General features: G+C 72.5%; 16 protein-coding genes. 6 read left to right on the top strand and 10 right to left on the bottom strand.

What is annotated here, in order from left to right:
* Positions 1-3: 3 nt before the first annotated feature.
* Positions 4-528: a DUF2165 domain-containing protein gene (locus ACZ6BB_RS25330; RefSeq protein ID WP_471617456.1), complete on the bottom strand. Its 525-nt coding sequence runs from the start codon at positions 526-528 to the stop codon at positions 4-6.
* 120 nt (positions 529-648) lie between these two features.
* Here ACZ6BB_RS25330 and ACZ6BB_RS25325 point away from each other — a divergent pair, with 120 nt between their 5' ends.
* The 4 genes from ACZ6BB_RS25325 (at position 649) to cpt (ending at position 5,908) form a co-directional block, all read left to right on the top strand.
* The gene (locus ACZ6BB_RS25325) at positions 649-3,336 is read left to right on the top strand and encodes a tetratricopeptide repeat protein (protein WP_471617455.1); all 2,688 of its coding nucleotides are present in this window, start codon (positions 649-651) and stop codon (positions 3,334-3,336) included.
* Positions 3,337-3,601: 265 nt separating this feature from the next.
* Positions 3,602-4,717, top strand: a complete 1,116-nt coding sequence (locus tag ACZ6BB_RS25320) for an ADP-ribosylglycohydrolase family protein (RefSeq protein WP_471617454.1) — start codon at positions 3,602-3,604, stop codon at positions 4,715-4,717.
* A gap of 24 nt (positions 4,718-4,741) precedes the next feature.
* A complete protein-coding gene (locus tag ACZ6BB_RS25315; protein ID WP_471617453.1) occupies positions 4,742-5,188 on the top strand; it encodes a GNAT family N-acetyltransferase in 447 nt (148 codons plus the stop codon).
* 132 nt (positions 5,189-5,320) lie between these two features.
* The gene (cpt, locus tag ACZ6BB_RS25310) at positions 5,321-5,908 is read left to right on the top strand and encodes a chloramphenicol phosphotransferase CPT (protein WP_471617452.1); all 588 of its coding nucleotides are present in this window, start codon (positions 5,321-5,323) and stop codon (positions 5,906-5,908) included.
* Between the two features lie 54 nt (positions 5,909-5,962).
* Here cpt and ACZ6BB_RS25305 read toward each other — a convergent pair whose 3' ends face one another.
* Together ACZ6BB_RS25305 and ACZ6BB_RS25300 are read right to left on the bottom strand one after the other, a co-directional pair.
* Positions 5,963-7,540: a sodium:solute symporter family protein gene (locus tag ACZ6BB_RS25305; protein ID WP_471617451.1), complete on the bottom strand. Its 1,578-nt coding sequence runs from the start codon at positions 7,538-7,540 to the stop codon at positions 5,963-5,965.
* Between the two features lie 194 nt (positions 7,541-7,734).
* Complete coding sequence (locus tag ACZ6BB_RS25300; RefSeq protein ID WP_471617450.1) at positions 7,735-8,523, bottom strand: SDR family oxidoreductase; 789 nt, start codon at positions 8,521-8,523, stop codon at positions 7,735-7,737.
* A gap of 80 nt (positions 8,524-8,603) precedes the next feature.
* Between ACZ6BB_RS25300 and ACZ6BB_RS25295 the strand changes: the two genes are divergently transcribed.
* Positions 8,604-9,461, top strand: coding sequence for a hypothetical protein (locus ACZ6BB_RS25295; RefSeq protein WP_471617449.1), 858 nt, complete (start codon positions 8,604-8,606; stop codon positions 9,459-9,461).
* Between the two features lie 144 nt (positions 9,462-9,605).
* Here ACZ6BB_RS25295 and ACZ6BB_RS25290 read toward each other — a convergent pair whose 3' ends face one another.
* From ACZ6BB_RS25290 to ACZ6BB_RS25280, 3 genes are all read right to left on the bottom strand, one after another.
* Positions 9,606-9,815, bottom strand: a complete 210-nt coding sequence (locus tag ACZ6BB_RS25290; protein WP_046917909.1) for a DUF397 domain-containing protein — start codon at positions 9,813-9,815, stop codon at positions 9,606-9,608.
* Between the two features lie 259 nt (positions 9,816-10,074).
* Positions 10,075-10,944 carry a helix-turn-helix domain-containing protein gene (locus ACZ6BB_RS25285; protein WP_471617448.1) on the bottom strand — a complete coding sequence of 290 codons (870 nt, stop codon included), beginning with the start codon at positions 10,942-10,944 and terminating at the stop codon, positions 10,075-10,077.
* Between the two features lie 594 nt (positions 10,945-11,538).
* A complete protein-coding gene (locus ACZ6BB_RS25280) occupies positions 11,539-12,297 on the bottom strand; it encodes a GOLPH3/VPS74 family protein (RefSeq protein ID WP_471617447.1) in 759 nt (252 codons plus the stop codon).
* A gap of 271 nt (positions 12,298-12,568) precedes the next feature.
* Between ACZ6BB_RS25280 and ACZ6BB_RS25275 the strand changes: the two genes are divergently transcribed.
* Positions 12,569-15,841 (top strand): D-alanyl-D-alanine carboxypeptidase, encoded by a 3,273-nt coding sequence (locus ACZ6BB_RS25275; RefSeq protein WP_471617446.1) that lies wholly within the window; start codon positions 12,569-12,571, stop codon positions 15,839-15,841.
* A gap of 488 nt (positions 15,842-16,329) precedes the next feature.
* On the opposite strand, the gene ACZ6BB_RS25270 is transcribed toward ACZ6BB_RS25275, so the two are convergent.
* The 4 genes from ACZ6BB_RS25270 to ACZ6BB_RS25255 form a co-directional block, all read right to left on the bottom strand.
* Positions 16,330-18,003: a hypothetical protein gene (locus ACZ6BB_RS25270; protein WP_471617445.1), complete on the bottom strand. Its 1,674-nt coding sequence runs from the start codon at positions 18,001-18,003 to the stop codon at positions 16,330-16,332.
* Between the two features lie 322 nt (positions 18,004-18,325).
* On the bottom strand, positions 18,326-19,192 hold the full coding sequence (locus tag ACZ6BB_RS25265) for a MerR family transcriptional regulator (RefSeq protein ID WP_471617444.1): 867 nt from the start codon (positions 19,190-19,192) through the stop codon (positions 18,326-18,328).
* Positions 19,193-19,283: 91 nt separating this feature from the next.
* A complete protein-coding gene (locus ACZ6BB_RS25260) occupies positions 19,284-19,790 on the bottom strand; it encodes a glutathione peroxidase (RefSeq protein WP_471617443.1) in 507 nt (168 codons plus the stop codon).
* The gene (locus tag ACZ6BB_RS25255) at positions 19,787-20,884 is read right to left on the bottom strand and encodes an ArsR/SmtB family transcription factor (protein ID WP_471617442.1); all 1,098 of its coding nucleotides are present in this window, start codon (positions 20,882-20,884) and stop codon (positions 19,787-19,789) included. The genes ACZ6BB_RS25260 and ACZ6BB_RS25255 overlap by 4 nt, the downstream gene beginning before the upstream one ends.
* Positions 20,885-20,929 lie beyond the last annotated feature (45 nt).

The raw sequence follows: 20,929 nt of genomic DNA, 5'->3' as shown, positions 1-20,929 counted from the left end.
CCCTCAGTCGCCCGACTCGTTCCCACCCGCAGGCAGATACGTCACCACCAGCACGACCCCGCTCAGCAGGAACACCCGCAGGGCGGCGTCGAGGCCGTTCCAGTCGCCGGACTGCCACATGACGAAGTACTCGCCGCCGATGGCCATGAAACCGGCGCCGAAGAGGAGGAGGACCATGAGGAGGCCGAGGGTGCTGTAGCGGCGGGCCGTGTGGAAGGCGCGGGAGCCGAGGGCCCGCGCCCAGAAGTAGGTGGCCGCGACCAGGACCAGGGCCGTCACGGTCTCCCAGACGATGATGAGGACGTAGGCCGCGTCCTGGACGCCCTTCGACTCGATGGCCCGCCACATGAGGTCCTCGTCCTTGAACGTGGTGTCCATGGCGAGGACATGACGGACGAACTGCTGGTTCGTACCGAAGTCGGTGATGTTGCTGAACGCCACCAGCGCCATGTAGAGGGCGACGGTGCCGACGAGCAGGGTCGAGGCCAGCGGGAGGAGTGAGCCGCGGGGGGTCCGGGTTTCAGCCATGGTTCCACTATGTGCCGGGGGCATGGATCATCCCCAGGTGTTTTTCGGCGCGTTGGATCACAATGGGAGCCGTCCATGGCGGAAAACCATGGGGAACCGAGGACGGCCGGAGGGGTACGCATGGGGCGCGCGCAGCCGCCGATCCCGACGATGCAGGAACTGATCCGGCGGCGCACCCGTCAGGGCTTCGTCGGCCGGACCGCCGAACGGGCCGCCTTCCGCGCCAGCCTCGATCTGCCCGTCGAGGACGAGCGGCGCCGCTTCCTCTTCCACGTGCACGGCAACGCGGGCATGGGGAAGACCTTCCTGGTGCGGGAGTTGGAGCAGATCGCCCAGGAGCACGGCGCCCTGACCGCGTACGTCGACGACGGGGCCGGCAGCGTGCCGGAGGCCATGGCCGTGATCGCGGACCGGTTCGCCCGGCAGGGACGGCGGTTCAAGGAACTGGACCGGCTGCTCACAGCCCACCGCGAGCGCCGGTACGAGGCCGAACTGGCCGCCATGGCCGCGGCCGAGCAGGAGGGGCGGCACGGGGAGACCGGGGGAGCGGGGGACGAGGGGGAGGCGGGGCGGCCGGGGGCGTCGACGCGGTCAGGGCTCACCGGAGCCGCCGAACCGTCGGCCGCGAGCATGGCCGCAGCCCGGGCGACCCTCGTCGCGCTCGGACTCGTCCCGGTCGTCGGCCCCTTCGCCGGCGCCGTCGACCCTGCCCAACTCGCCCGCCAGGCCGACCGGTTGCGGACGGGCCTCGGCGCGCGCACCCGCGGCCAGGAAGACGCCGAACTGCTGCTCGCCCCCGAACTCGTCCTCACCCCGGCCCTGTTGGAGGAGCTGGCCGGCGCCGCGGCCGAAGCGCCCTGGCTGGTCCTGTTCTTCGACACCTACGAACGGACCGGCGCCTTCCTGGACCCGTGGCTGCATGCCATCGTCTCCGGCGATCGCTACGGCCCCCTCCCCGGCAACCTGGTCCTCGTGACGGCCGGACAGCGCCCCCTCGACGCCACACGCTGGGGCGGCCTCGGCGACTTCGTCCTCGACCTCCCGCTGCGGCCCTTCACGGAGGCCGAGTCCCGCGGCCTCCTCGCGGCCCGGGGTGTGCTCGCCCCGCCGGTGGTGGAGGAGGTCCTGCGGCTCACCGGCGGCCTGCCCGTCCTGGTCTCGACCCTCGCCGAGGCCCGCCCCGCCGACCTCGACGACCTCGCCGACGCGGGCGACGCCAGCGCCACCGCCGTGGAGCGCTTCCTGCGCTGGGAGGCCGACCCGGTACGCCGGGCCGCCGCGCTGACCTGCGCGTTGCCCCGGTGGCTGGACGCGGAGGTGTGCCGCGTGGCCGTGACGGGCGCGGGTCAGGGCGTGGACGCGGATCCCGGTGGGGTCGGTGGGGAAACCGGACGGGGAAACGGCGCCGAGGACCCTCACGCGCTGTTCGCCTGGCTGCGCGCCCTGCCCTTCGTGACCGACCGCGGGGACCGAGTGGTGTTCCACGACGTCGTACGGGCGCCGATGGTGCGGCTGCAGCGGACACGGTCGCCCCGGGACTGGCGCGAGCGGCACCGCCGGCTGGCGGAGGCGTTCGCCGGGTGGCGGGCGCGGGCCGAGGCCGAGCTGGAGGGAAGGGAGCCGTGGGGGGAGGCGCGGTGGCGTGAGCTGCGGCTGGCCGAGGGGTACCACCGGCTGTGCGCGGGGGAGCGCGAGGCGCTCGCCGGGGTGCTGCGGGACGTCGTGGACGCGTGCGGTGAGGACCCGGCCGTGGCCCGGCGGTGGGCCGAGGCCCTGGCCCAGGCGGGGCAGGACACCGACGAGGAGGACACGGCCCGCTGGGGGCGGGACCTGCTGGGCGCGCTGGAGCGGGGCGGTCTCCATGACGCGCTGGGAGTCCTGCTGCTCCGGGCCGCCCTCGACGCCGGACACCAGGCGTACGCGCGCGCCCTGCGGGGGCGTGCGCTGCACCGGGACGGCGCGCACGAGCGGGCGGTGGCCGAGTACGACCAGGCCCTCGCCCTCGACCCCGGGGCGGCCACGGCCTGGCAGGGCAGGGCGGTCGCGCGGGCGCACACCGGGGACTACGCGGGCGCCGTGGCCGACCTCGACCGGGCCGACGCGCTCTCCCCCGACGACATCACCACCCTCGTCCTGCGCGGCGACTACCACCGTCTCCTCGGCGACCCGGACGCGGCGGTCGCCGACCTCGACCGCGCGGTCGCCCTCGACCCCGTACGCCCCTCGACCTGGGCCTCGCGCGGCGCCGCCCGGCACGCGCAGGGCCGCCTCGACGAGGCCCTCGCGGACCTGGACCGCGCGCTGGAGCTGGACGGGGCGTACGTCTGGGCCCTGGTGCGCCGGGCGCGCGTACAGCGGTCCCGGGGTGAGCACGAGCGGCGGCTGGCCGATCTGCACCATGCCGTCGCCCTCGACCCGGACGCCCCCTGGGTCCGCTGCGAACGCGGCGACGCCCTGCGCGCCGGCGGCCGGGACGAGGAGGCCCTCGCCGACTACGACCGGGCCGTCGAACTGGACCCCCTGTACGCCTCCGCGTACGCCAGCCGGGGCGTCGCCCGTTTCCGGCTGGGCCACCACGACGACGCCCTCGCCGACCTGGACGCGGCGCTCGCCCTGCTCCCGGAGTACGTCTGGGCCCTGCGCCACCGGGCCGCCCTCCATCTCGAACTCGGCGCTCCGCAGCGGGCGTTGGCCGACGCGGAGCGGGCGCGGGCGCTACGCCCCGGCGATCCGGCGGTCGCGGACGTGCGCGAGCGGGCCGCGGCGGCGGCGGCCGGGCAGGCGGAGCGTCCGCGGCGCCCGGAGTAAGTCGTCCGGAACGGACCGTCGGCGGATGTTGCGCCGGCGCACGGATTCTCCGAGAGTGGGACCCCGGCGCACGGCCTGTTCATCTCTGCGCGTCTGTGCTGGATTGACCGCACGGCCGCACATCGAGTGTTGTTCCCTGCTCGATGAGTGCCCTGAATCGACGGTTCCTGTTCGATTACAGTGCTGGACTGTCGAGCCGTACGGGCGTACGGATGTACGGATGTACTGACGTACGGGTCGAGGCAGGGGCCGTGAGGAGGCTGGGGTGGGTGCGACAGCCGGTGCCGTCTGGGGGCGTGTCGAGCAGCAGGACTTCCGCAGCCGTGTGCGCGGAACCCTGCTGGGCGCGGCCGTCGGCGACGCGCTGGGCGCCCCGGTCGAGCAGCTCACCCTGGCGCAGATCGGTGAGGCGTACGGCCCAGAGTGGCTGACCGATCTGGCCTCCGCGTACGGCAGGCGCGGCGCGATCACCGACCTCACCCAGCTCACCCTGTTCACCGTCGACGGGCTGATCCGCGCCCAGGTCCGCCGGGACACCGGCGTGTGGCATCCGCCGACCGATCTGCACCGGGCGTATCTGCGCTGGGCCGCGACCCAGCGCGACTGGGGTCCCGACGAACGCCGCAAGGACGACGGCTGGCTCGCCCGCGAGGAGTGGCTCTACGCGCGCCGCGACCCCTCCCTCATCTGCCTCCTCGGCTTCGCCGACGGGACCATGGGCACCCTCGACGCCCCCAAGAACCCGGGCGCGTCCGGCGCCGAGGCCGCGGCCCGCTCCGCACCCTTCGGTCTCCTCGTCGGCTGGGAACCCCAACTGGTCTTCCAACTGGCCGTCGAGTGCGCGGCCCAGACCCACGGCGCCCCCACCGCCTATCTGTCCGCCGGCTCCTACGCCGTCATCGTCCACGCCCTGGCGCGCGGCGAGGGTCTCGACGCCGCCGTGCAGAAGACCCTGGTCCTGCTGGCCGCCCGCCCCGGCCACGAGCCCGTCGCCGACGCCCTCCAGCAGGCCGTCGCCGCCGCACGCCAGGGCACGCCGTCCCCCGCCGTCGTCGAGCGCCTCGCCGGTGACGGCGCGGCGGCCGGCCTGCTGGCCGTCGCCGTGTACTGCGCGCTCGTCGGCGAGGACGTCCGCCACGGCCTGTGCCTCGCCGTCAACCACAGCGGCCGCTCGGGGGCGTCCGGCGCCCTCACCGGCGGCCTCCTCGGCGCCCTCCACGGCGAGACCGCGCTGCCCCCCGCCTGGCTCGCCGAGCTGGAGGGCCGCCCCACGATCCTCGTCCTCGCCGACGACTTCGCTCTCGAAATGACCCAGGGCCCGGCCCTGCACGCCCCGGGCGGCGCGGTACCGGGCTGGCTGGCCCGGTACCCACGCGCCTGAGACCGCGCGGATACGGTGCCGCTCATGGCTGACTGGAACATGCGCCCGGCCCTGCCGGCGGACGTCGAACCCATCGCCGAACTGCGCGCCGTGGCCATGCGCCAGGACCTCGAACGCCTCGGCCGCTACGACCCCGACCGCGTCCGCCGGCGCCTGCGCGACTCCTTCGACCCGGCCCACACCCGGGTCATCGAGGCCGACGGCACCTTCGCCGGCTGCGTGGCCCTGCGCCCGGCCGCCGACGCCCACTGGCTGGAGCACTTCTACCTGGCCCCGCATCTCCAGGGCACCGGCATCGGCACAGCCGTGCTCCGCACCCTCCTCGCCCACGCCGACCGCACCGGCCTCCCGGTCCGCCTGAACGTCCTCCGGGGCAGCCCCGCCCGCCGCCTCTACGAACGCCACGGCTTCCACCTGGAGACCGAGGACCAGGTGGACGTGTTCCTGGTACGCCCGCCGAGCGGTGAGTGAGCGCCCGCCCCTCAGTCCCACGCCCCTCGGTCCCACGCCTCTCGGTCCCACGCCCCTCAGCCGCGCGCCGGGTGGCGGCGCCCCGCGTGAAATGGGTTTCGTGCCGCGAGCGCGGCCCCCTACCGTGGCCCGGTGACCACACGGATGATCATCCTCAACGGCGGTTCCAGCGCGGGCAAGTCCGGGATCGTGCGCTGTCTGCAGGCCGAACTGCCGGACCAGTGGCTGGCGTTCGGGGTCGACTCCCTCACCGAGGCCATGCCCGCGCGGATGCAGACGTCGGACGGCGGCATCTCGATCTCGGCCGACGGCGATGTCGGCATCGGGGCGGACTTCCGCGCCCTGGAGCAGGCCTGGGCCCAGGGCCTCGTGGCCATGGCCCGCGCGGGGGCCCGCGTCATCGTCGACGACGTCTTCCTCGGCGGAGCCACCTCGCAGCAGCGCTGGCAGAGTCTTCTCGACGGCCCGCACGGCGTGGACGTGCTCTGGGTCGGCGTCCGCTGCGAAGCCGCCGTCGCAGCGGGCCGGGAGATCGCCCGGGGGGACCGTGTCCGGGGAATGGCCGAGGCCCAGGCGCACCTCGTCCACGAGGGGGTGCGCTACGACCTGGAGGTCGACACCACCCACACCGAGTCCCTGACCTGCGCCCGCACGATCGCGGCTCATCTCGGCAGCCGGGAGGGCCGCCCCCGGAACACCTCCCGGGCGCGGCCCTCGTAGCCTCACGGCCGTACGACATCGGGGCGTCGTACGCGACCTGCCGTACGGGTCGTCTCAGACCCCGCTCGGGCTGGACGCGTCCTTGCCCTGGGACGGGACCGCCGCCGCCGCGCCGGTGCCGCCCCTGCCGTCCCCGTCGCCGTCCGAGTTGATGATCTCGATGAGGGCGAGCCGCTCGGGGGTGTCCTCCGGCTTGATGAAGCCGATGACGACGTACAGGACGAGGGAGACGGCCAGCGGGATGGAGACCTGGTACTGCAGGGGCACGCCGCCGTCGATGTTCCAGTGGATCGGGTAGTTCACGAGCCAGAAGGCGAACAGTCCGCACGCCCAGCTAGTGAGTGCCGCGGTCGGGCCGGAGCGGCGGAAGGGCCGCAGCAGGCCGAGCATCATCGGGATGGCCATCGGGCCCATGAGCCCGGCGACCCACTTGATGACGACGGTGATGATGTCCTTGAAGGCGGGCGAGTTGACCTGGGTGGCCGCCGCCATCGACAGGCCGAGGAAGACGACCGTCGTGATGCGGGCGACCCGCAGCCCCTGCCCCTCGCTCCACGTCCGCGCCCGGCGCCAGATCACCGGCGCGCAGTCCCGGGTGAAGACGGCCGCGATGGCGTTCGCGTCGGACGAGCACATGGCCATCGTGTGGGAGAAGAAGCCGACGATGACGAGGCCCAGCAGACCGTGCGGCAGCAGCTGTTCGGTCATCAGGGCGTACGTGTCCGAGCCGTTGCCCGTCTCCGACTCCACCAGCAGCGGTGACATCCACATGGGGAAGAACAGCACCAGCGGCCAGACCAGCCACAGGATCGCCGACAGGCGGGCGGACCGCTCGGCTTCGTACGGGGTGGCCGTGGCCATGTAGCGCTGGGCCTGGTTGAGCATGCCGCCGTTGTACTCGAACAGCTTGATGAAGAGGAAGGCGAGCAGGAAGACCGTGCCGTACGGGCCGACCAGCGGCTCGGCGTGACCCTTCAGCTCGGGGCGGTCCCAGACACCGAAGAAGCCGCCGTAGTCGCCGAGTTTGGGGACGACCGCGACGAACATCGCGATGCCCGCGAGCAGTTGGATGACGAACTGGCCCAGCTCCGTCAGCGCGTCGGCCCACAGGCCGCCGATCGTGCAGTACACGGCCGTGATCGTGCCCGTGATGAGGATGCCCTGGTTCAGGGAGACACCGGTGAAGACGGACAGCAGGGTCGCGATCGCGGCCCACTTCGCGCCGACGTCCACGATCTTCAGCAGCATCCCGGACCACGCCAACGCCTGCTGCGTGCCCAGGTTGTAACGGTTCTTCAGGTATTCGAGCGGCGAGGCCACGTGCAGCCGGGAGCGCAGCCGGTTGATGCGCGGCGCGAACAGCTTGGAGCCGATGGCGATGCCGAGGGCGATGGGGAACGACCAGGTCACGAAGGACGTGACACCGTAGGTGTAGGCGATGCCGGCGTAGCCGGTGAACATCACCGCGCTGTAGCCCGACATGTGGTGCGAGATGCCGGAGAGCCACCAGGGCATCCTGCCGCCGGCGGTGAAGAAGTCGCTGACGTTGTCCACGCGCTTGTGCGACCAGACGCCGATGGCGACCATCACACCGAAGTAGCCGATGAGCACGGCCCAGTCGAGACTGTTCATGGGCCCCCTTCCAGGGTCCGCCGCCAGGGTCAGGCATGTGAACTCTGGGTTCGGTGGCATGGCCACGGCAAGGAAGTGGAAGGTCAAGGGGGGGTAAAAAAGTTCCGAGCGATGACTTCGGTTTATGTACGTGAACATCGAGTGGCCGAAAAGGATCACCCTCCTCGCTCGGGCGAGGGCCCGGCGGGAGCAGGTCAGCGCATCAGTTCCCCGGCGTTGACGAGCAGCGACTGGCCGGTGATCGCCCGTGCGCGGTCGGAGGCAAGGAAGACGGCCGCGTCCGCGACGTCCCCGTCCGTGGCCAGCTCGGGCAGCGCCATCCGCTCGGTGAGCCGCGCCAGCACCTCCGCCTCGGACACCCCCTCGCCGTGCGCCGAGAACCGCACGTACGCCTCCACGGGCGGTCCCCACATCCAGCCCGGCAGCACGGTGTTGACCCGTATCCGGTGCGGTCCCAGCTCCCGCGCCAGCGAGTACATCGCGCTCGTCAGCGCGCCCTTGGACGCCGCGTACGCGGCCTGGCGCACCTGTGAGGGCGCGGCCACCGCCGACTGCGTGCCGATGATGACGACCGCCCCGCCGCCCGCCGCCTTCAGGCCCGGCAGGCACGCCCGGGTCATCCGCAGGGTGCCCAGCAGGTTCACGTCGAGGACCGCCTGCCAGGTGGCGAAGTCGGCGTCCTCCAGGCCCCCGAAGCAGCTGTCCCAGGCCGCCACGTGCACCACCGCGTGCACGCCTCCGAACCGCTCCCGCGCCAGCGCCGCGAGCGCCGCGCACTGCTCCTCGTCGGTGATGTCGGTCGCCCGGTACGCCGTGTGCGCGCCGCCGGGGTCCACCTCCGCCGCGGCCTTGGCGAGATTCGCCTCCGTACGGGCCCCCAGCACGGCGTTCCCGCCGTCCCGTACGACCGCCGCGGCGACCCGCAGGCCCAGCCCGGCCCCGACTCCCGAGACGACGACCGTCTTTCCGCTGAGCAGTGACATCGGAGACCTCCCGGCTCTGGCGCATTATCTGACGGAGCGTCAGAGTATGGGCGACCGCAGGTGGACGGAAGGGGAAGCACATGAGCGAGGCCGAGCACACGGGCGAGGACACCCGCAGCGCCACGTACGCCGAACTGGCCGCCGTCGGCCCGTACGGCGTCCACCCCGGCCACGCCCTGATCACCATGGTGGAGCCGCATCCGGGCCACGAGTACGCCTACAACCGCTGGTACGAGGACGACCACTACTACGCGGGCGCGATGGCCATGCCGTGGATGTTCTCGGGCCGCCGCTGGGTCGCCACCCGCGACCTCCAACTCCTGCGGACGCCCGAGAAGTCGGCGATCACCCAGCCGGTCACCGCCGGCTGCTACCTCTCCACGTACTGGATCACCGACGGCCGCTACGACGACCACATGAGGTGGACCGTCGCCATCAACAGGCGGCTGAATCGCGACGCACGCGTCTACCAGGACCGTACGCACGTCTTCACGGCGTTCCAGGACCACGAGGTGACCGTCTACCGCGACGGGGCCGCCGGCCCCCGGGACTTCCACGCCCTCGACCACCCGTACGCGGGCCTCGTGCTCCAGGTGATCGACGCCGAAGGGCCCGAGGAGCGGGGGGAGCTGCTGGAGTGGCTGCGGGCCCGGCTGCTGCCCGAGCGGCTCGCCGGGTCGCCGGCCGCCCTGGTCACCGTCTTCCGGCCGACCCCGCTGCCCCTGGACCGGATGTCGTACGTCAAGCAGGTCGAGGGCGTCGACACCCGCCTCACGCTGCTGTGGTTCCTGGAGGCCGATCCGCGCGACCGCTGGGAGGCGTACTTCGGCGGACTGGGGGAGGCGGTCACCGAATCGGGCCTCGGGCGGCAGGAGTTGCTGGCACCGTTCGTGCCCACGGTCCCGGGGACGGACCGATACGTGGACCGGCTGCGCTGATCCCGCGCCCGGAACCGCCGGGATGACGAGGGCAAGGCCGAGCCCCCTCGGCCAGGACGGCGGGCCGGTCGAGAGGGCTCTGTCAGTGGGTGTGTGTGAAGTTGAGGTGATGAGGATGGTGATGATGGTCGTGGTGAACCATGGTCACGCGAGGTCGAAGGCTCCCCGGCCGACCTCGGCCACGAAGGCGCTCCACGAGTCGGCGGGGAACGCCAGCGTCGGCCCGTCGGTGACCTTGGAGTCGCGTACGGACAGGGCTGAGACGACGGGGGACTTGACCTCGACGCACGCGCCGTTGCCCGTGGAGTAGGACGACTTGACCCACGAGTTCTGGGCGCCTTGCTGAATTGCCATTTCTGCTCCGCTTGCCGGTTGGTCGCTGAGTTGCTGTCGCCGAGCCGTGGAATGGGTGCTGACCGCTTCCGGAATCCACGGTTCGGTTTGCGCCAAGGTCGTTGATTTCCTTGGCGTGATCGACGCTACTCGCCAACATCGGCTGACGAAGCGACTATTCACTCGGGTGGGTGGCATATTCCATGGGGGTCTTCCCCCCGAGTGTGTCGAGGGTGTATCTTCCGGCCCCTTCAGCCCCACCAGGGCCGGAAGAGGCCGTTCATCGGGGACGGAGTTGCGCGTAGTCCTTCGCGATGTCCGCGATGAGCTGGCGGGATTGGTCCACGTTCAGGGCCTGGGCCCTCAAGTGCTCGTACATGACGCTGTACTTCTGGACGTCGGCCGGCTTCTCCAGATACAGGTCGCTGGTGACACCCTCGATGTAGACGACGCTGGAATCCGACGCGTCCGGGAACTCCAGGATCGCGTACTGCCCGTTCAGCCCGGGGTGCGCGCCCATGTCGAAGGGGATCACCTGGACGGTCACGTGCGGGAGTTGGGACTGCTCGACCAGGTGCTCCAGCTGCTCGCGCATGAGGGAGCGGTTGCCCACGACCCGGCGCAGCGCGGACTCGTCGAGGACCGTCCACAGCCGCAGGGGGCTCTCCGGCGCGGAGATACGTTCCTGTCGCCTCAGCCGCACCTGGACCCGCTTGTCGATGTCGGCGGGCGTCGTCTCGGGCAGCGCGCCCGCGATGAGTGCCTCGGCGTACGGGCGGGTCTGCAGCAGCCCGGGGACGACCTGGGGGTCGTAGACGCGCAGACTGGCCGCGTCGGTCTCCAGGCCGATGTAGACGCTGTACGGGACGTCGCCGAAGGCGTGCCACCAGCCCTGCTGGCGGGAGTCCTTGGCCATCTGCATGAGGGAGTCGACGACCCGCTGGTCCTCGACCTCGTAGACTCCGCAGAGATCGCGGACGTCACGCTGGCTGATGCTGCGGCGGCCGTTCTCCAGGCGGCTGATCTTCGACTGGGAGACCAGCAGCCGCTCGGCGACCTCCTCGGCGGTCATGCCCTTGAGCTCGCGGAGCCGACGCAGCTCCTGGCCCAACCGGCGTCGCCTGACGGTGGGATTGACGTTGGACGCCACGGGACGTGCACCTCCGGCTGCGTGCCTCTACTTTGCGTATCTGCTGCTGAGCAGATTGCCACCAAGGTGCCGAGTACCGCTGGAAAACAGCGGATATGCGCTGCGCACGCGCCGTTTGTGCCGATGATTTTCCGCCGCGGAGGGATCTTCGCCGGACGGACCCGGGTGCGCGGCCCGCAGTCGCGGTGCGACCCGCGGTGCGGCTCGCGGTGCGACTTGCCGAGTGACGTGCGTGACCCGGACGGGCCCCGGACGCGGACATGCGGCCGCGCGGGGCGTGCGGGGGCGTAGTACGGCCCCGCACGCCCCGCGCGAACTGCGGCTCCCGAACCGGGTCCTGTGGTCCTTCGGCACGCGTGGTGCGCGAGACGCACGACACGCGCGTGACGTCCGTGGTGCGGTGGGAGCGGGACCCGCGGCTCCGGGGTCCTGCTCCCACGCACACCACGGTGCCGTGACGCGCGCTTCGAACTCTTCGCGTGCCTCAGGTGCGTCGGGTCTTTCGGGTGCTGCGAGTGCTCGGGTGCTGCGAGTGCTACGGGTGTTTCAGGTGACTCGGGTGGTTCGGTGTGGCGGTGGTGCTGCGCGTGCTGCTCAGTGCGCCACTACGCGGGCCATCGAGCCCCGGCGTGGCTGCATCGGAACGCCGCGCGCGGGCTCCGATGCGGGTTGCCTGGCGCCGGGGGCGGCCTGACGGCCGGTCGGTGCCGGGCTGCGGCGTGGCTGCGCGGCCACGCCGTTCTGCACGTCCATGACGGCGTGGGCCACCAGGCCACCCATGGGGTCGTGCCGGATCAGGTCCCGCAGCCGGGAGCGGGACGAGCGTCCCTCGTTCCCCGGATACAGGTGCTTGCCGAGGCCGACCGCGTGCGCCAGCGCGGCGAGCGCCGCGGTCCGCGGGTCCGGCGGGACGCCGGTGCGGATCGCGGAGTCCAGCCGGGCTCGGATCTCCCGGCTGATCTCGGTCTGACTCGCCTGGTAGCGAGTGGTCGGCAGCACTCCGCACATCTGGCCCGCCACGGCATGCACCATGCCGCACCGCTCCAGATGCGAGAGGTAGATCTGGCGGAGCCCGAGACGCGGCCCGCCTATCCAATGGACCGCCCGCACAGGAGCGCCACGCCTTCGCAGCAACTCCAACGCGCAGTCCAGAGTCGGATCTCCAGTCGGCCGTGGGGACACCACGGCGATACGATCCCCGTCTGGGGCTATCCGTCCGGCCAGCGCCAGCTCCACTAGCTGCGCTCCGGCCAGACCAAGGTCGAGCGACTGCGGCTGCGCGGTGGTACCCGTGGCCGGGTCCAACGCCAGCAGCAGAAGCTCCTCCGGAATCGTTCTGCGGCTCCTGCCCATCCATGCCTCCCCGCGTGGATGAAAGACAGGGTGACCCCTCTCACATTGGTCTGTCGAGAGTGCGTGACCGAAATGTAGTGGAACCGATAGGTATGTCGTTCTCGTCTACCGCAGGGGTTAAGCCCGCACACAGGACACTGGTACATGGTTCGGACAGCGGCGAGGCGCGGTGGTGCGCCGGTGACTAGTGTCCGGGCGGCGGGATTTCACGGATTCACGGTTCGGTTGGGCGCGCGCCCCTTGAACGGGCGGCGCGCGGGAGGAGGCATCGGTGGCGGGCACGTCCCCCGACAGGTCGAAGCGGTACGAGTCGTCGACGGAGTCGACACCGGGGAACGAGCCACCGGTCCGGGACACCCCCGGCCCCGCGAAGGCGTCCCCCGACCCACGCCTCGCGATGTCCCGGGACGCCGCCCCGAAGCCCGACCAGGCGACGGCGGTGTTCTCCCGCCGCTCCTTGGCCGAGACGGCGGAGGCCGAGTCCGGCAGCGGCGCGGACCGGAGTACGGAATCGGGTTCCGCGAAGTCCGAGGGACGGGTGGCCGACGGGGCCGCCGCACCCGGGACGGACGGACCGGCGGCCGGTCGCAGCTCGGACGAGGCCGATGCGGCCGCCGTCCCGGGTGACGGCGGTCCGGAGGCTGAGGCGGGGGGCTCGGGCATCGACACGGGTTCCGAGGACTCGGACGCGGGGCCTTCGGGTGCCGGGCTTTCCGGTGCGGCTGCGGCTGCGGGTTCCGGCGGTTCGGATGCCGGGCCTTCGGGTGCCGATGGGGTTTCTGACGGCTCGGCCGGCGCCGGGGACTCGTCCGTCGGCGCGGGTGGCGGCGGTCCGGACACCGGCTCGCGCGACCCTCGTCCGGAGGCAGGGGACTCGGACACCGGTTCGTCTCGCACCGACGCGGACACCGAGTCCGAGTCCCGCTCCGACGATGGTTCGTCGGAGGCAGGCTCCGCCGACGGTGAGGGCTCCGGCGACGGTGAGGGCTCCGGCGACGCCGTGAAGGCCCCGCACGGCTCTGTGCAGGCCCCCGCCGACTCCGACGAGGCGGAGGACGACCAGGGCACGGGCGGGGCCCCGGACGGCAGCCTGGGCGCCGGGGCGCGCGTCGCGGACGCCGGGCAGGGTGGGGGAGAGGGCCGCCGGGAGGAGACCCCCACCGACAAGCCTGCCGCCGAAGCCGGTGAAGGCGCCCGGATCGAGGCGGATGAGCCCGAGACAGCCGACGTGGCCGACACCGCCGACGCGGCCGACACCGCCGACATGGCCGGGACCGCCGAGCCCGGCGCCGAGCCCCACGACACCGGCTCGCGTGAACGCGGTGCCGACGCGCCCGCCCCCGCCGCCTCGGCGGCACGCCTGCCCGGGGCCCGGGCGGGGGAGGAGAGCGACCGCGCGGCCGCCGCCGGTACGGATGCGGATGCGGATGGCGACACCGACACCGGCACCGACGCCGGCACCGGGGCCGGCGTCACGGACAAGGCCGACGCCGCCCCCCGGAGCCCCCGAAGCGGCAACGACCCGAAGACGACCATGCTCCGCCTGCCCGCCGCCGCGCGGGCGGGGTCGGCGGGCGGGGGCGCCGCCGGGTCCGTCGCCGAGGAGCGGACGGAGCCGGAGGACGCGGTCGTCGCCGGTGCCGTGGGCGACGCGCACCCCGAAGACGCGCACCCCGAAGACGCGCGTCCGGCTGACGCCGACGAGGTGGAGGACCGTTCCGCCGACGCACCCCCCGCGACCGACAGCACGGTTCATCTCTCCGCCGACGCGCGCCCCGGCGCGGTCGCGGACGACGACGAGCCGGATGCCGCCGACGACGAAGGCTCCGCACAGGGGCCGGCCGCGGCCGACGACGAGACCCCTGCGGGTGGGAAGCCGGAGGGCGAGGACGAGGACGAGGGCGGAGCCGGGGCGGAGAAGGCTGTGGACCAGCCGACCGCCATCTTCCGGGCTCCCCGGCCCCCCGCCGTGGACCAGCCCACCACCATGCTCAAGCTGGGTGACGCCGCCCCCAAGGCCACCGGACCCGCCGGCCGGGCCGAGGCCGACGCCGAGCCCGCCCCCGCCGGCAAGGACCTCGCGGACCCCCCGGCCCCGTCCGAGCGCACCAGCAGATTCGTCGCCCTGAAGCCCCTGGACGAGCACGCCCCGGCCAAGCCCCCGGCCGCCGCGCCCGACGGGCCCGCCGTCACCCCGGCCGAGGCGACGCGGGCCATCCCCCAGGTGGGCCCGGAGCGGACGACACAGCAGCCGCTGCCGCCGAAGCCGCCGCTCGACCTGCTGGCCGAGCTGACCAACACCCCGCCGCCGCGCCAGACCCCCGTGCGGACGATCATCCGCCGGGTCAAGATCTGGACCCCCCTGGCGATCCTGCTGGTGATCGTGTTCGCGGTCGCACAGTCCCTGCGTCCGCTGCCCGCCGCCACCCTCGCCCTGACCGCCGACGAGTCGTACGCGTTCAAGGGCGGCAAGGTCGACCTGCCGTGGCCCGCCGAGGGCCAGGGCTGGATGGACGTCAACGGCATCGGCACGATGGACAGCTTCGGTGAGCAGAAGCCCGTGGCCATCGGCTCCGTCGCCAAGGCGATGACCGCCTACGTCATCCTCAAGGAACACCCGATGAAGGCCGGCGAGAAGGGCGCGAAGATCCCGGTCGACGCGAAGGCGGAGACCGAGGGCGGCTATGACAAGGACGGCGAGTCCACGCTGAACACCGTCAAGGAGGGCGACACGCTCTCCCAGTACGACGCGATCGCGGCCATCATGATTCCGTCCGCGAACAACATCGCGCGGCTGCTCGCCCGTTGGGACAGCAACGGTTCCGAGGAGGAGTTCGTCAAGAAGATGAACGCCGCCGCCAAGGACCTCGGGATGAAGAACACGAAGTACACCGACCCGTCCGGGCTGAAGGAGACGACTGTCTCCACCGCCGAGGACCAGGTCAAGCTCGGCAACGAGCTGGTGAAGATGAAGGCCCTCACCGACATCACCAGGCTGCCCTCCTGGAAGGACCCCTCGGGCCAGCCCTGGAGCAACTACAACCGTCTCGTGCCCTACGACAACGCCATCGGCATCAAGACCGGCTCCACCACCGCCGCCGGCGGCAACCTCCTCTTCGCGGCCACGCAGGAGGTCGGCGGTGAGACGGCGATCGTCGTCGGCGCGGTCCTCGGACAGCACACCCCGCCGATCATCGACACGGTCAACGCGGTCAGCAAGACCGCGATGCTCGCCGCCCAGGACGCGCTGACCTCCGACACGATCCTGAAGAAGGGTGACGTCGTCGGACACGTCGACGACGGGCTCGGCGGACGGACCCCGGTCATGGTCACGAAGAACGTCTCGGCGGTCGGCTGGGCCGGCAAGACCGTGAAGCTCGAACTCGACCCGAGCGCGACCATCCCGCACGAGGCGAAGCCGGGCACCGTGGTCGGGTCACTGATCGTCGGCAACGGCACCGGCGACGGCGTGGAGGTACCGGTCGCCCTCCAGGAAACCCTCACCGAACCCGGCTTCCTCACCAAGCTGACCCGAGTGAGCTGACCGGCGTGAGCCGACCCGGGTGAGCTGCCCCGCGCGGGCCGGCCGCCCGTGACACGAGGCCGAGGCGCCCCTTCCGACCGTACGGACGGACAGGGGCGCTTCCGCACGTCTGGGGCTTGTTTCCAAGGTGATGGGGTGCTTCTTCCTGGCGATCGAGCGCCATGGACGGGACTCGGTTCGCAATGCTTTGATCCCTGTGGGATCGCTGTGATCGCTCAGGATCACAGCCCGGACCGACCATCCGCCCGACCATCGCCACGGGGAGATCGTCTTGACCGAGACAGCGGGCCCGAGCTGCCCTGCCCGACGGCCAAGAGCCCGCGCCGCTACGCGCTGCTGCTCAGCCGGGCGGGCCACGTCACCGTTGCCGACTCGCCCGGCACCGCCTCCGCAGACCCCGGCGTCCGGTGCCGGCACTCAGGCCCCCGTCTCGCCGCACGGCGCCCGCGCACGTGAGTGCCCGGCTCCCGGCGAAGCCGCGCGCCCCCTCACCCCTGCGCGCCGGTCCCCTTCTCGTCCGCTTCCTTCTCGCACTCCAGGGCCGTCGTGCGCGACGGGCCGCCGTACTGGGAGCTGATGCGGACATCGCCGGGTTCGTGCACCGTCAGACGGGTGAACTCGGTGAGGTCGCCGTCGGACTCGCGGTCGGCGGTGAGGCAGCCGTTGTCGGCCCAGAGCCAGGGGGAGTAGGCGACGCGCACGGTGACCTCGCCGGCCCTCGGCATGTGGACGACGAGGTTCGCGCCGTCCGCGCTGACGACCGTGGCCGGCCTGTCGACCAGCGGGGTGGCGTTCTTCACCCGGTAGATCTTCCAGTTGGCGTCCTGCCAGACGGGCTGCAGATAGTCCGGCCCACTGGTCACCAGCGCGTGTTCCAGCTCCGCGGGCCCGTCCGGCTCACCGTTGACGAGGACGACGAACCCGACGGCCCACTGCGAGAGCCACGCCTTGTACGCGGCCGGCGTGAACGCCCCCTCGGGCACCTCGGTCCCGCCGTGCCCCTCGTAGAAGAGGCGGCCGCGCTCGACGTCGGCCTGCCGGTTCCAGCCGCGCGCCATGTTGATGTACGGCGCCAGGATGGCGGCCTCGCGGTGGTCGCGGGCCGGGACCACCTCGACGCGGGTCTTCCACGCGCCGAGCCGCTTCAGCTCCTTCACGACCCCGTCCGTCTTCACCGCCCACTCCGGCACCTTCGTGTTGGTGACGATGTCCGCGGTCGTCTTGCCGGTCAGCCAGGTCACCGACAGCACCAGGGCCACCGCCCCGGCCACCGTCCGCCGCCGGGGCGTGAACCAGGACAGGGGGAGCCGGGAGCCGTCCGCGCGGGCCTCGCCCCGGTACAGGCAGATCGCCAGGGCCGCCGCCGGACCCGCCAGCTCCAGGAGCCGCTCGACGTTCGTGCCGATCGGCGTGGGGATCAGGTAGCACAGGACCACGCCGAGGGCGTAGATCGCGGCGCTCAGGCGCAGCACCCGCCAGGCGCTCGGCGCGACCAGCACGACCACCGCGCACAGCACGACCGGCGGCCATATCCGGCTGAAGGCCATCGGCTGCTCGCCCTCGAACGGGAACAGCAGCGTGGTCACGGCCACGACGGTCACCGGCGGCAGGATCAGCACCCCTGCCCGTCCCCACTCCCGGCACAGCAGATACGCGGCGCCGACCACGAGGAGGAACAGCCCGGAGACGGGGCTCCCCAGCGTGGACAGCGTCGCGCACACCGCCGCCACCGACAGCTGCCGTGCGCCCCGCCCGCTCAGCACCGCGAGCAGGGCCCCCATCGCGAAGGCCGTGCCCAGCATGAACGTGGAGCGCCCCGACACCACCTGGCACCACAGCGAGAACGTCGCCGCCAGCGCGACCGGCACCGGCGCACGTACACCCGTACGAGTGACGACGGCACCGGCCAGCCAGGAGGCCGAGAGCCCCGACACCAGTGTCACGGGGACCACCCCGCACGCCGCCATCAGATACGGCGAGAGCACGCTGTAGTTCGCCGCGTGCAGACCCCCGTACCAGAACAGGTTGACCGCGGAGTCCGGGTACATCTTGGCGAACTCCGCCCACGCCACCTGGGCCGCCAGATCGCCGCCGCCGGTCGCGAAGACCGCCCACCACACGACGTACAGCGGAACGGCGCACAGGGCGGCCGTGAGGGGCACCCGATGGCGTTCCCGCCACGGCTCGCGCGACGGTTTGCCTGCGCGCGAGACGGGTCGTCGTGGGGTCAGCTCGGCAAAGGCCACTGCGGCTCTTCCGTTCCGTTTCGGCTCGTGCGGGCGGGTGCGGTCTTCACAGACGTCGTCCCTGACGTTCTCCGTGTGTTGAGGTAGACGCTAACCACTCGCCGACAGTTGGCCGACAGGACGTGTGCGATCCGCTACGGCCGTAGGGAAACCCCTACGGCGGCCCGCGCCCCGGCCTCCTCGACATTCGACCACAGCGGCACCCGGTACCTGGCACCGGCACCTGGCACCGGCAAGGTCAGGATGCGACCGGGAACGCCACGTCGCACACCGGGTCCTCGGGCCCCGCCGCCTCCCAGTCCGCGAAGTAGATCTCGCGGCACGGACCGGTGATCTCCAGCCCGCGTCCGGTGATCCACCGCTCGACCGCCTCGAAGGCCGCGAGGATCTGCGGATGCGCCACCTGGGCCTTGCTGATCCGCGTGTACACCAGCCGTCCCGCCGGCTCCACGCGCACCCGCGTCTCCCAGGACCGCCCGTACTCGGCCGCCCACGCCCGCGCGGCACTCTCGTCCGCCACCGGAACGCACGCCTCCGCGGGGCCGTCGCTCTCCATCGACACCTCGGAGTGGTAGACGACGAACGGCGCGCCCGTGCTTCCCCCGCACGCCGCCGCGCCCGCCTCCAGCCGCCCCAGCGACGCCCCGATCCACGCCGGCAACTCGTCCGCGAGCGTGTGCCGTGACTGGGTCAGCAGCACCTGCTCAGCGATGTCGACCGTCTCGACCGTGAACTTCCCGTCCATCCCGGATCCCCTTCCCGACAACCGTCCACGGAGGTAGGCGACGAGGGTCCGCTGTGACGCGAACCGCTCCTCGGCCCCGGCCCAGTACGCGTCGAGCCGCTCGGCGGCCCGCGTGCCGTCCTGCTCCACGGCGCCCACGATCTCGGCGATCCGCGCGAGAGGCATGTCGAGCTGGCGCAGCAGAGCCACCAGACGGGCACGTTCGGTCTGGCCGGCCCGGTAGTACCGGTAGCCGTTCACCTCGTCGACGTACGCCGGCGTGAGCAGCCCCAGCCGGTCGTACAGCCGAAGCGCCTTCGCCGACAGCCGCGCGCGGGCGGCGAAAGCGCCGATGGTGAGCAGGCCGTCCGGATCGTCCATGTGCACTGGGTCATCCTCCGTCGCCGGGCGCCCTCCGCCCGGCGACAGGGACGGTGCCCCTTGCCCCAGGGGCAAGGTCAAACGAAGGCGGTCAGCCGATGGCCTTCTCCACGGCGGCGACCAGTTCCGCGGACTCCGGCTCGGTCTGCGGCGAGAAGCGGGCGACGACCGTGCCGTCGCGGCCGATCAGGAACTTCTCGAAGTTCCAGCGGATGTCGCCGGTGTGGCCCTCGGCGTCCGCGTGGTCCACCAGCCGCTCGTACAGCGCGTGCCGGCCCTCGCCGTTCACCTCGACCTTCTCGGTCAGCGGGAAGGTCACGCCGTACGTCGCCGAGCAGAACTCCGCGATCTCCTCCGCCGAGCCCGGCTCCTGCCCGAGGAACTGGTTGCACGGCACGCCGAGCACGGTGAAGCCCTGCGCGGCATAGCGCGCCTGCAGCGCCTCCAGGCCCGTGTACTGGGGGGTGAGGCCGCACTTGGAGGCGACGTTCACGACGAGGACGGCCTGCCCGGCGTACTGCGCGAGGTCCGCGGAGCCGCCCTTGAGGGCGCCGATCTCGACGTCGAGGGGGGAGGGGGTGGCGTGGTCAGTAGTCATAAACGGATGCTATCTCCGGAAGGATGTTCGCCCCCGCGAGGGTGCGGCGCCCGCACCAGCACCTCGCCCTCCGGAGTGCGCCCGTACAGCACCGACCGGCCGGCCCGTCCCCGCCGGACCAGCCCCGCGTCCAGCAGCACCCGCAGATGACGGCCGACGGAGCCGAGGGCCTGCCCGGTCACCGCGCACAGCTGGGTGGTGCTCATGGGGGAGTCGAGGAGGACGAGGATCCGGGCGCGGGCAACGCCGAGGAGCGCGCCGAGGGCGGCGGGCACGGCGGTGGTGCCGCCGCTCGCGCCGTGGCCGTCCCGACCGTCCCCGCCCCGACCGTTCTCGCCGTGGCCGTTGCCGCCCCGACCGTTCTCGCCGTGGCCGTCGCCGCCGTCGGCGAGGACGCCCGAGCAGGGGTACACGACGGCGTACCGCTCCCCCTCCTCCCACGCCACCCACCCCGTCCGCTGCGGCGTGATCGGTACGAAGACCAGCCGCGCCCCCGAGATCTCCCGCGGCGGATATTCGTGCGCGTTCACTTGGAGCCGGTTCTCGCCGAGCCACCGCATCCCCGGCCGCATCGCGTCCAGCACCGCCGCCCAGCCGCCCTGCCCGAGCAGTGCGGTCCGCGCGAGCACGTCGGCCTCCAGCACCCGCCGGCGCCGCTCCCAGTACGGCCGTACGGTCTCCTCCCACACGTACGTCAGCAGGCCGGCCGCACGGTCGGGCAGGTCGTCCCGGTGCAGGGCGGCGGGCAGCGGGCCGCGCAGGGAGAGGGTGAGGTGGGCGCGTGCGGCGGCGGGGTCGGCGTCCCGGACGCGGGCGATCTCGTCCGCGAAGGACTCGTTCTCGCGGGGCGCGGGCGTCAGGAAGTCGGCGATCCACTCCCTGCCGAGCCCCGCGCGGATCAGCAGCGCGGTGACCGGTTCCCGGCCCAACTCGCTCCGATACGACGGCAGATGGGCCGCGAGCCAGGCCCGCTCCCCGGGATGTGCGGCCACCCCCGCGTGCAGCATCTTCAGACTCGCGAACGTCTCCGCGAGCGGGGAGACGACGAACCGGCTCCCGGCGAGGGTGTCGGCGTTGACCTGCCACCAGCCCACGCGGTCACCTCCCTGAGTGCGACGCGAGCCCGCCCCTGCCCGGGC

The sequence above is a fragment of the Streptomyces sp. NPDC041108 genome (assembly GCF_055592645.1).
This window is presented reverse-complemented; position numbering and strand designations above follow the sequence as displayed.

What these genes read in the sequence shown, in the direction of transcription:
- ACZ6BB_RS25315 (WP_471617453.1), top strand. Translation starts at nt 4,742, where the DNA reads ATGGCTGACTGGAACATGCGCCCGGCCCTGCCGGCGGACGTCGAACCC.
- ACZ6BB_RS25295 (WP_471617449.1), top strand. Translation starts at nt 8,604, where the DNA reads ATGAGCGAGGCCGAGCACACGGGCGAGGACACCCGCAGCGCCACGTAC.
- ACZ6BB_RS25260 (WP_471617443.1), bottom strand. Translation starts at nt 19,790, where the DNA reads ATGACTACTGACCACGCCACCCCCTCCCCCCTCGACGTCGAGATCGGC.
- ACZ6BB_RS25280 (WP_471617447.1), bottom strand. Translation starts at nt 12,297, where the DNA reads ATGGGCAGGAGCCGCAGAACGATTCCGGAGGAGCTTCTGCTGCTGGCG.
- ACZ6BB_RS25330 (WP_471617456.1), bottom strand. Translation starts at nt 528, where the DNA reads ATGGCTGAAACCCGGACCCCCCGCGGCTCACTCCTCCCGCTGGCCTCG.
- ACZ6BB_RS25300 (WP_471617450.1), bottom strand. Translation starts at nt 8,523, where the DNA reads ATGTCACTGCTCAGCGGAAAGACGGTCGTCGTCTCGGGAGTCGGGGCC.
- ACZ6BB_RS25290 (WP_046917909.1), bottom strand. Translation starts at nt 9,815, where the DNA reads ATGGCAATTCAGCAAGGCGCCCAGAACTCGTGGGTCAAGTCGTCCTAC.
- ACZ6BB_RS25325 (WP_471617455.1), top strand. Translation starts at nt 649, where the DNA reads ATGGGGCGCGCGCAGCCGCCGATCCCGACGATGCAGGAACTGATCCGG.
- ACZ6BB_RS25305 (WP_471617451.1), bottom strand. Translation starts at nt 7,540, where the DNA reads ATGAACAGTCTCGACTGGGCCGTGCTCATCGGCTACTTCGGTGTGATG.
- ACZ6BB_RS25265 (WP_471617444.1), bottom strand. Translation starts at nt 19,192, where the DNA reads ATGGACGATCCGGACGGCCTGCTCACCATCGGCGCTTTCGCCGCCCGC.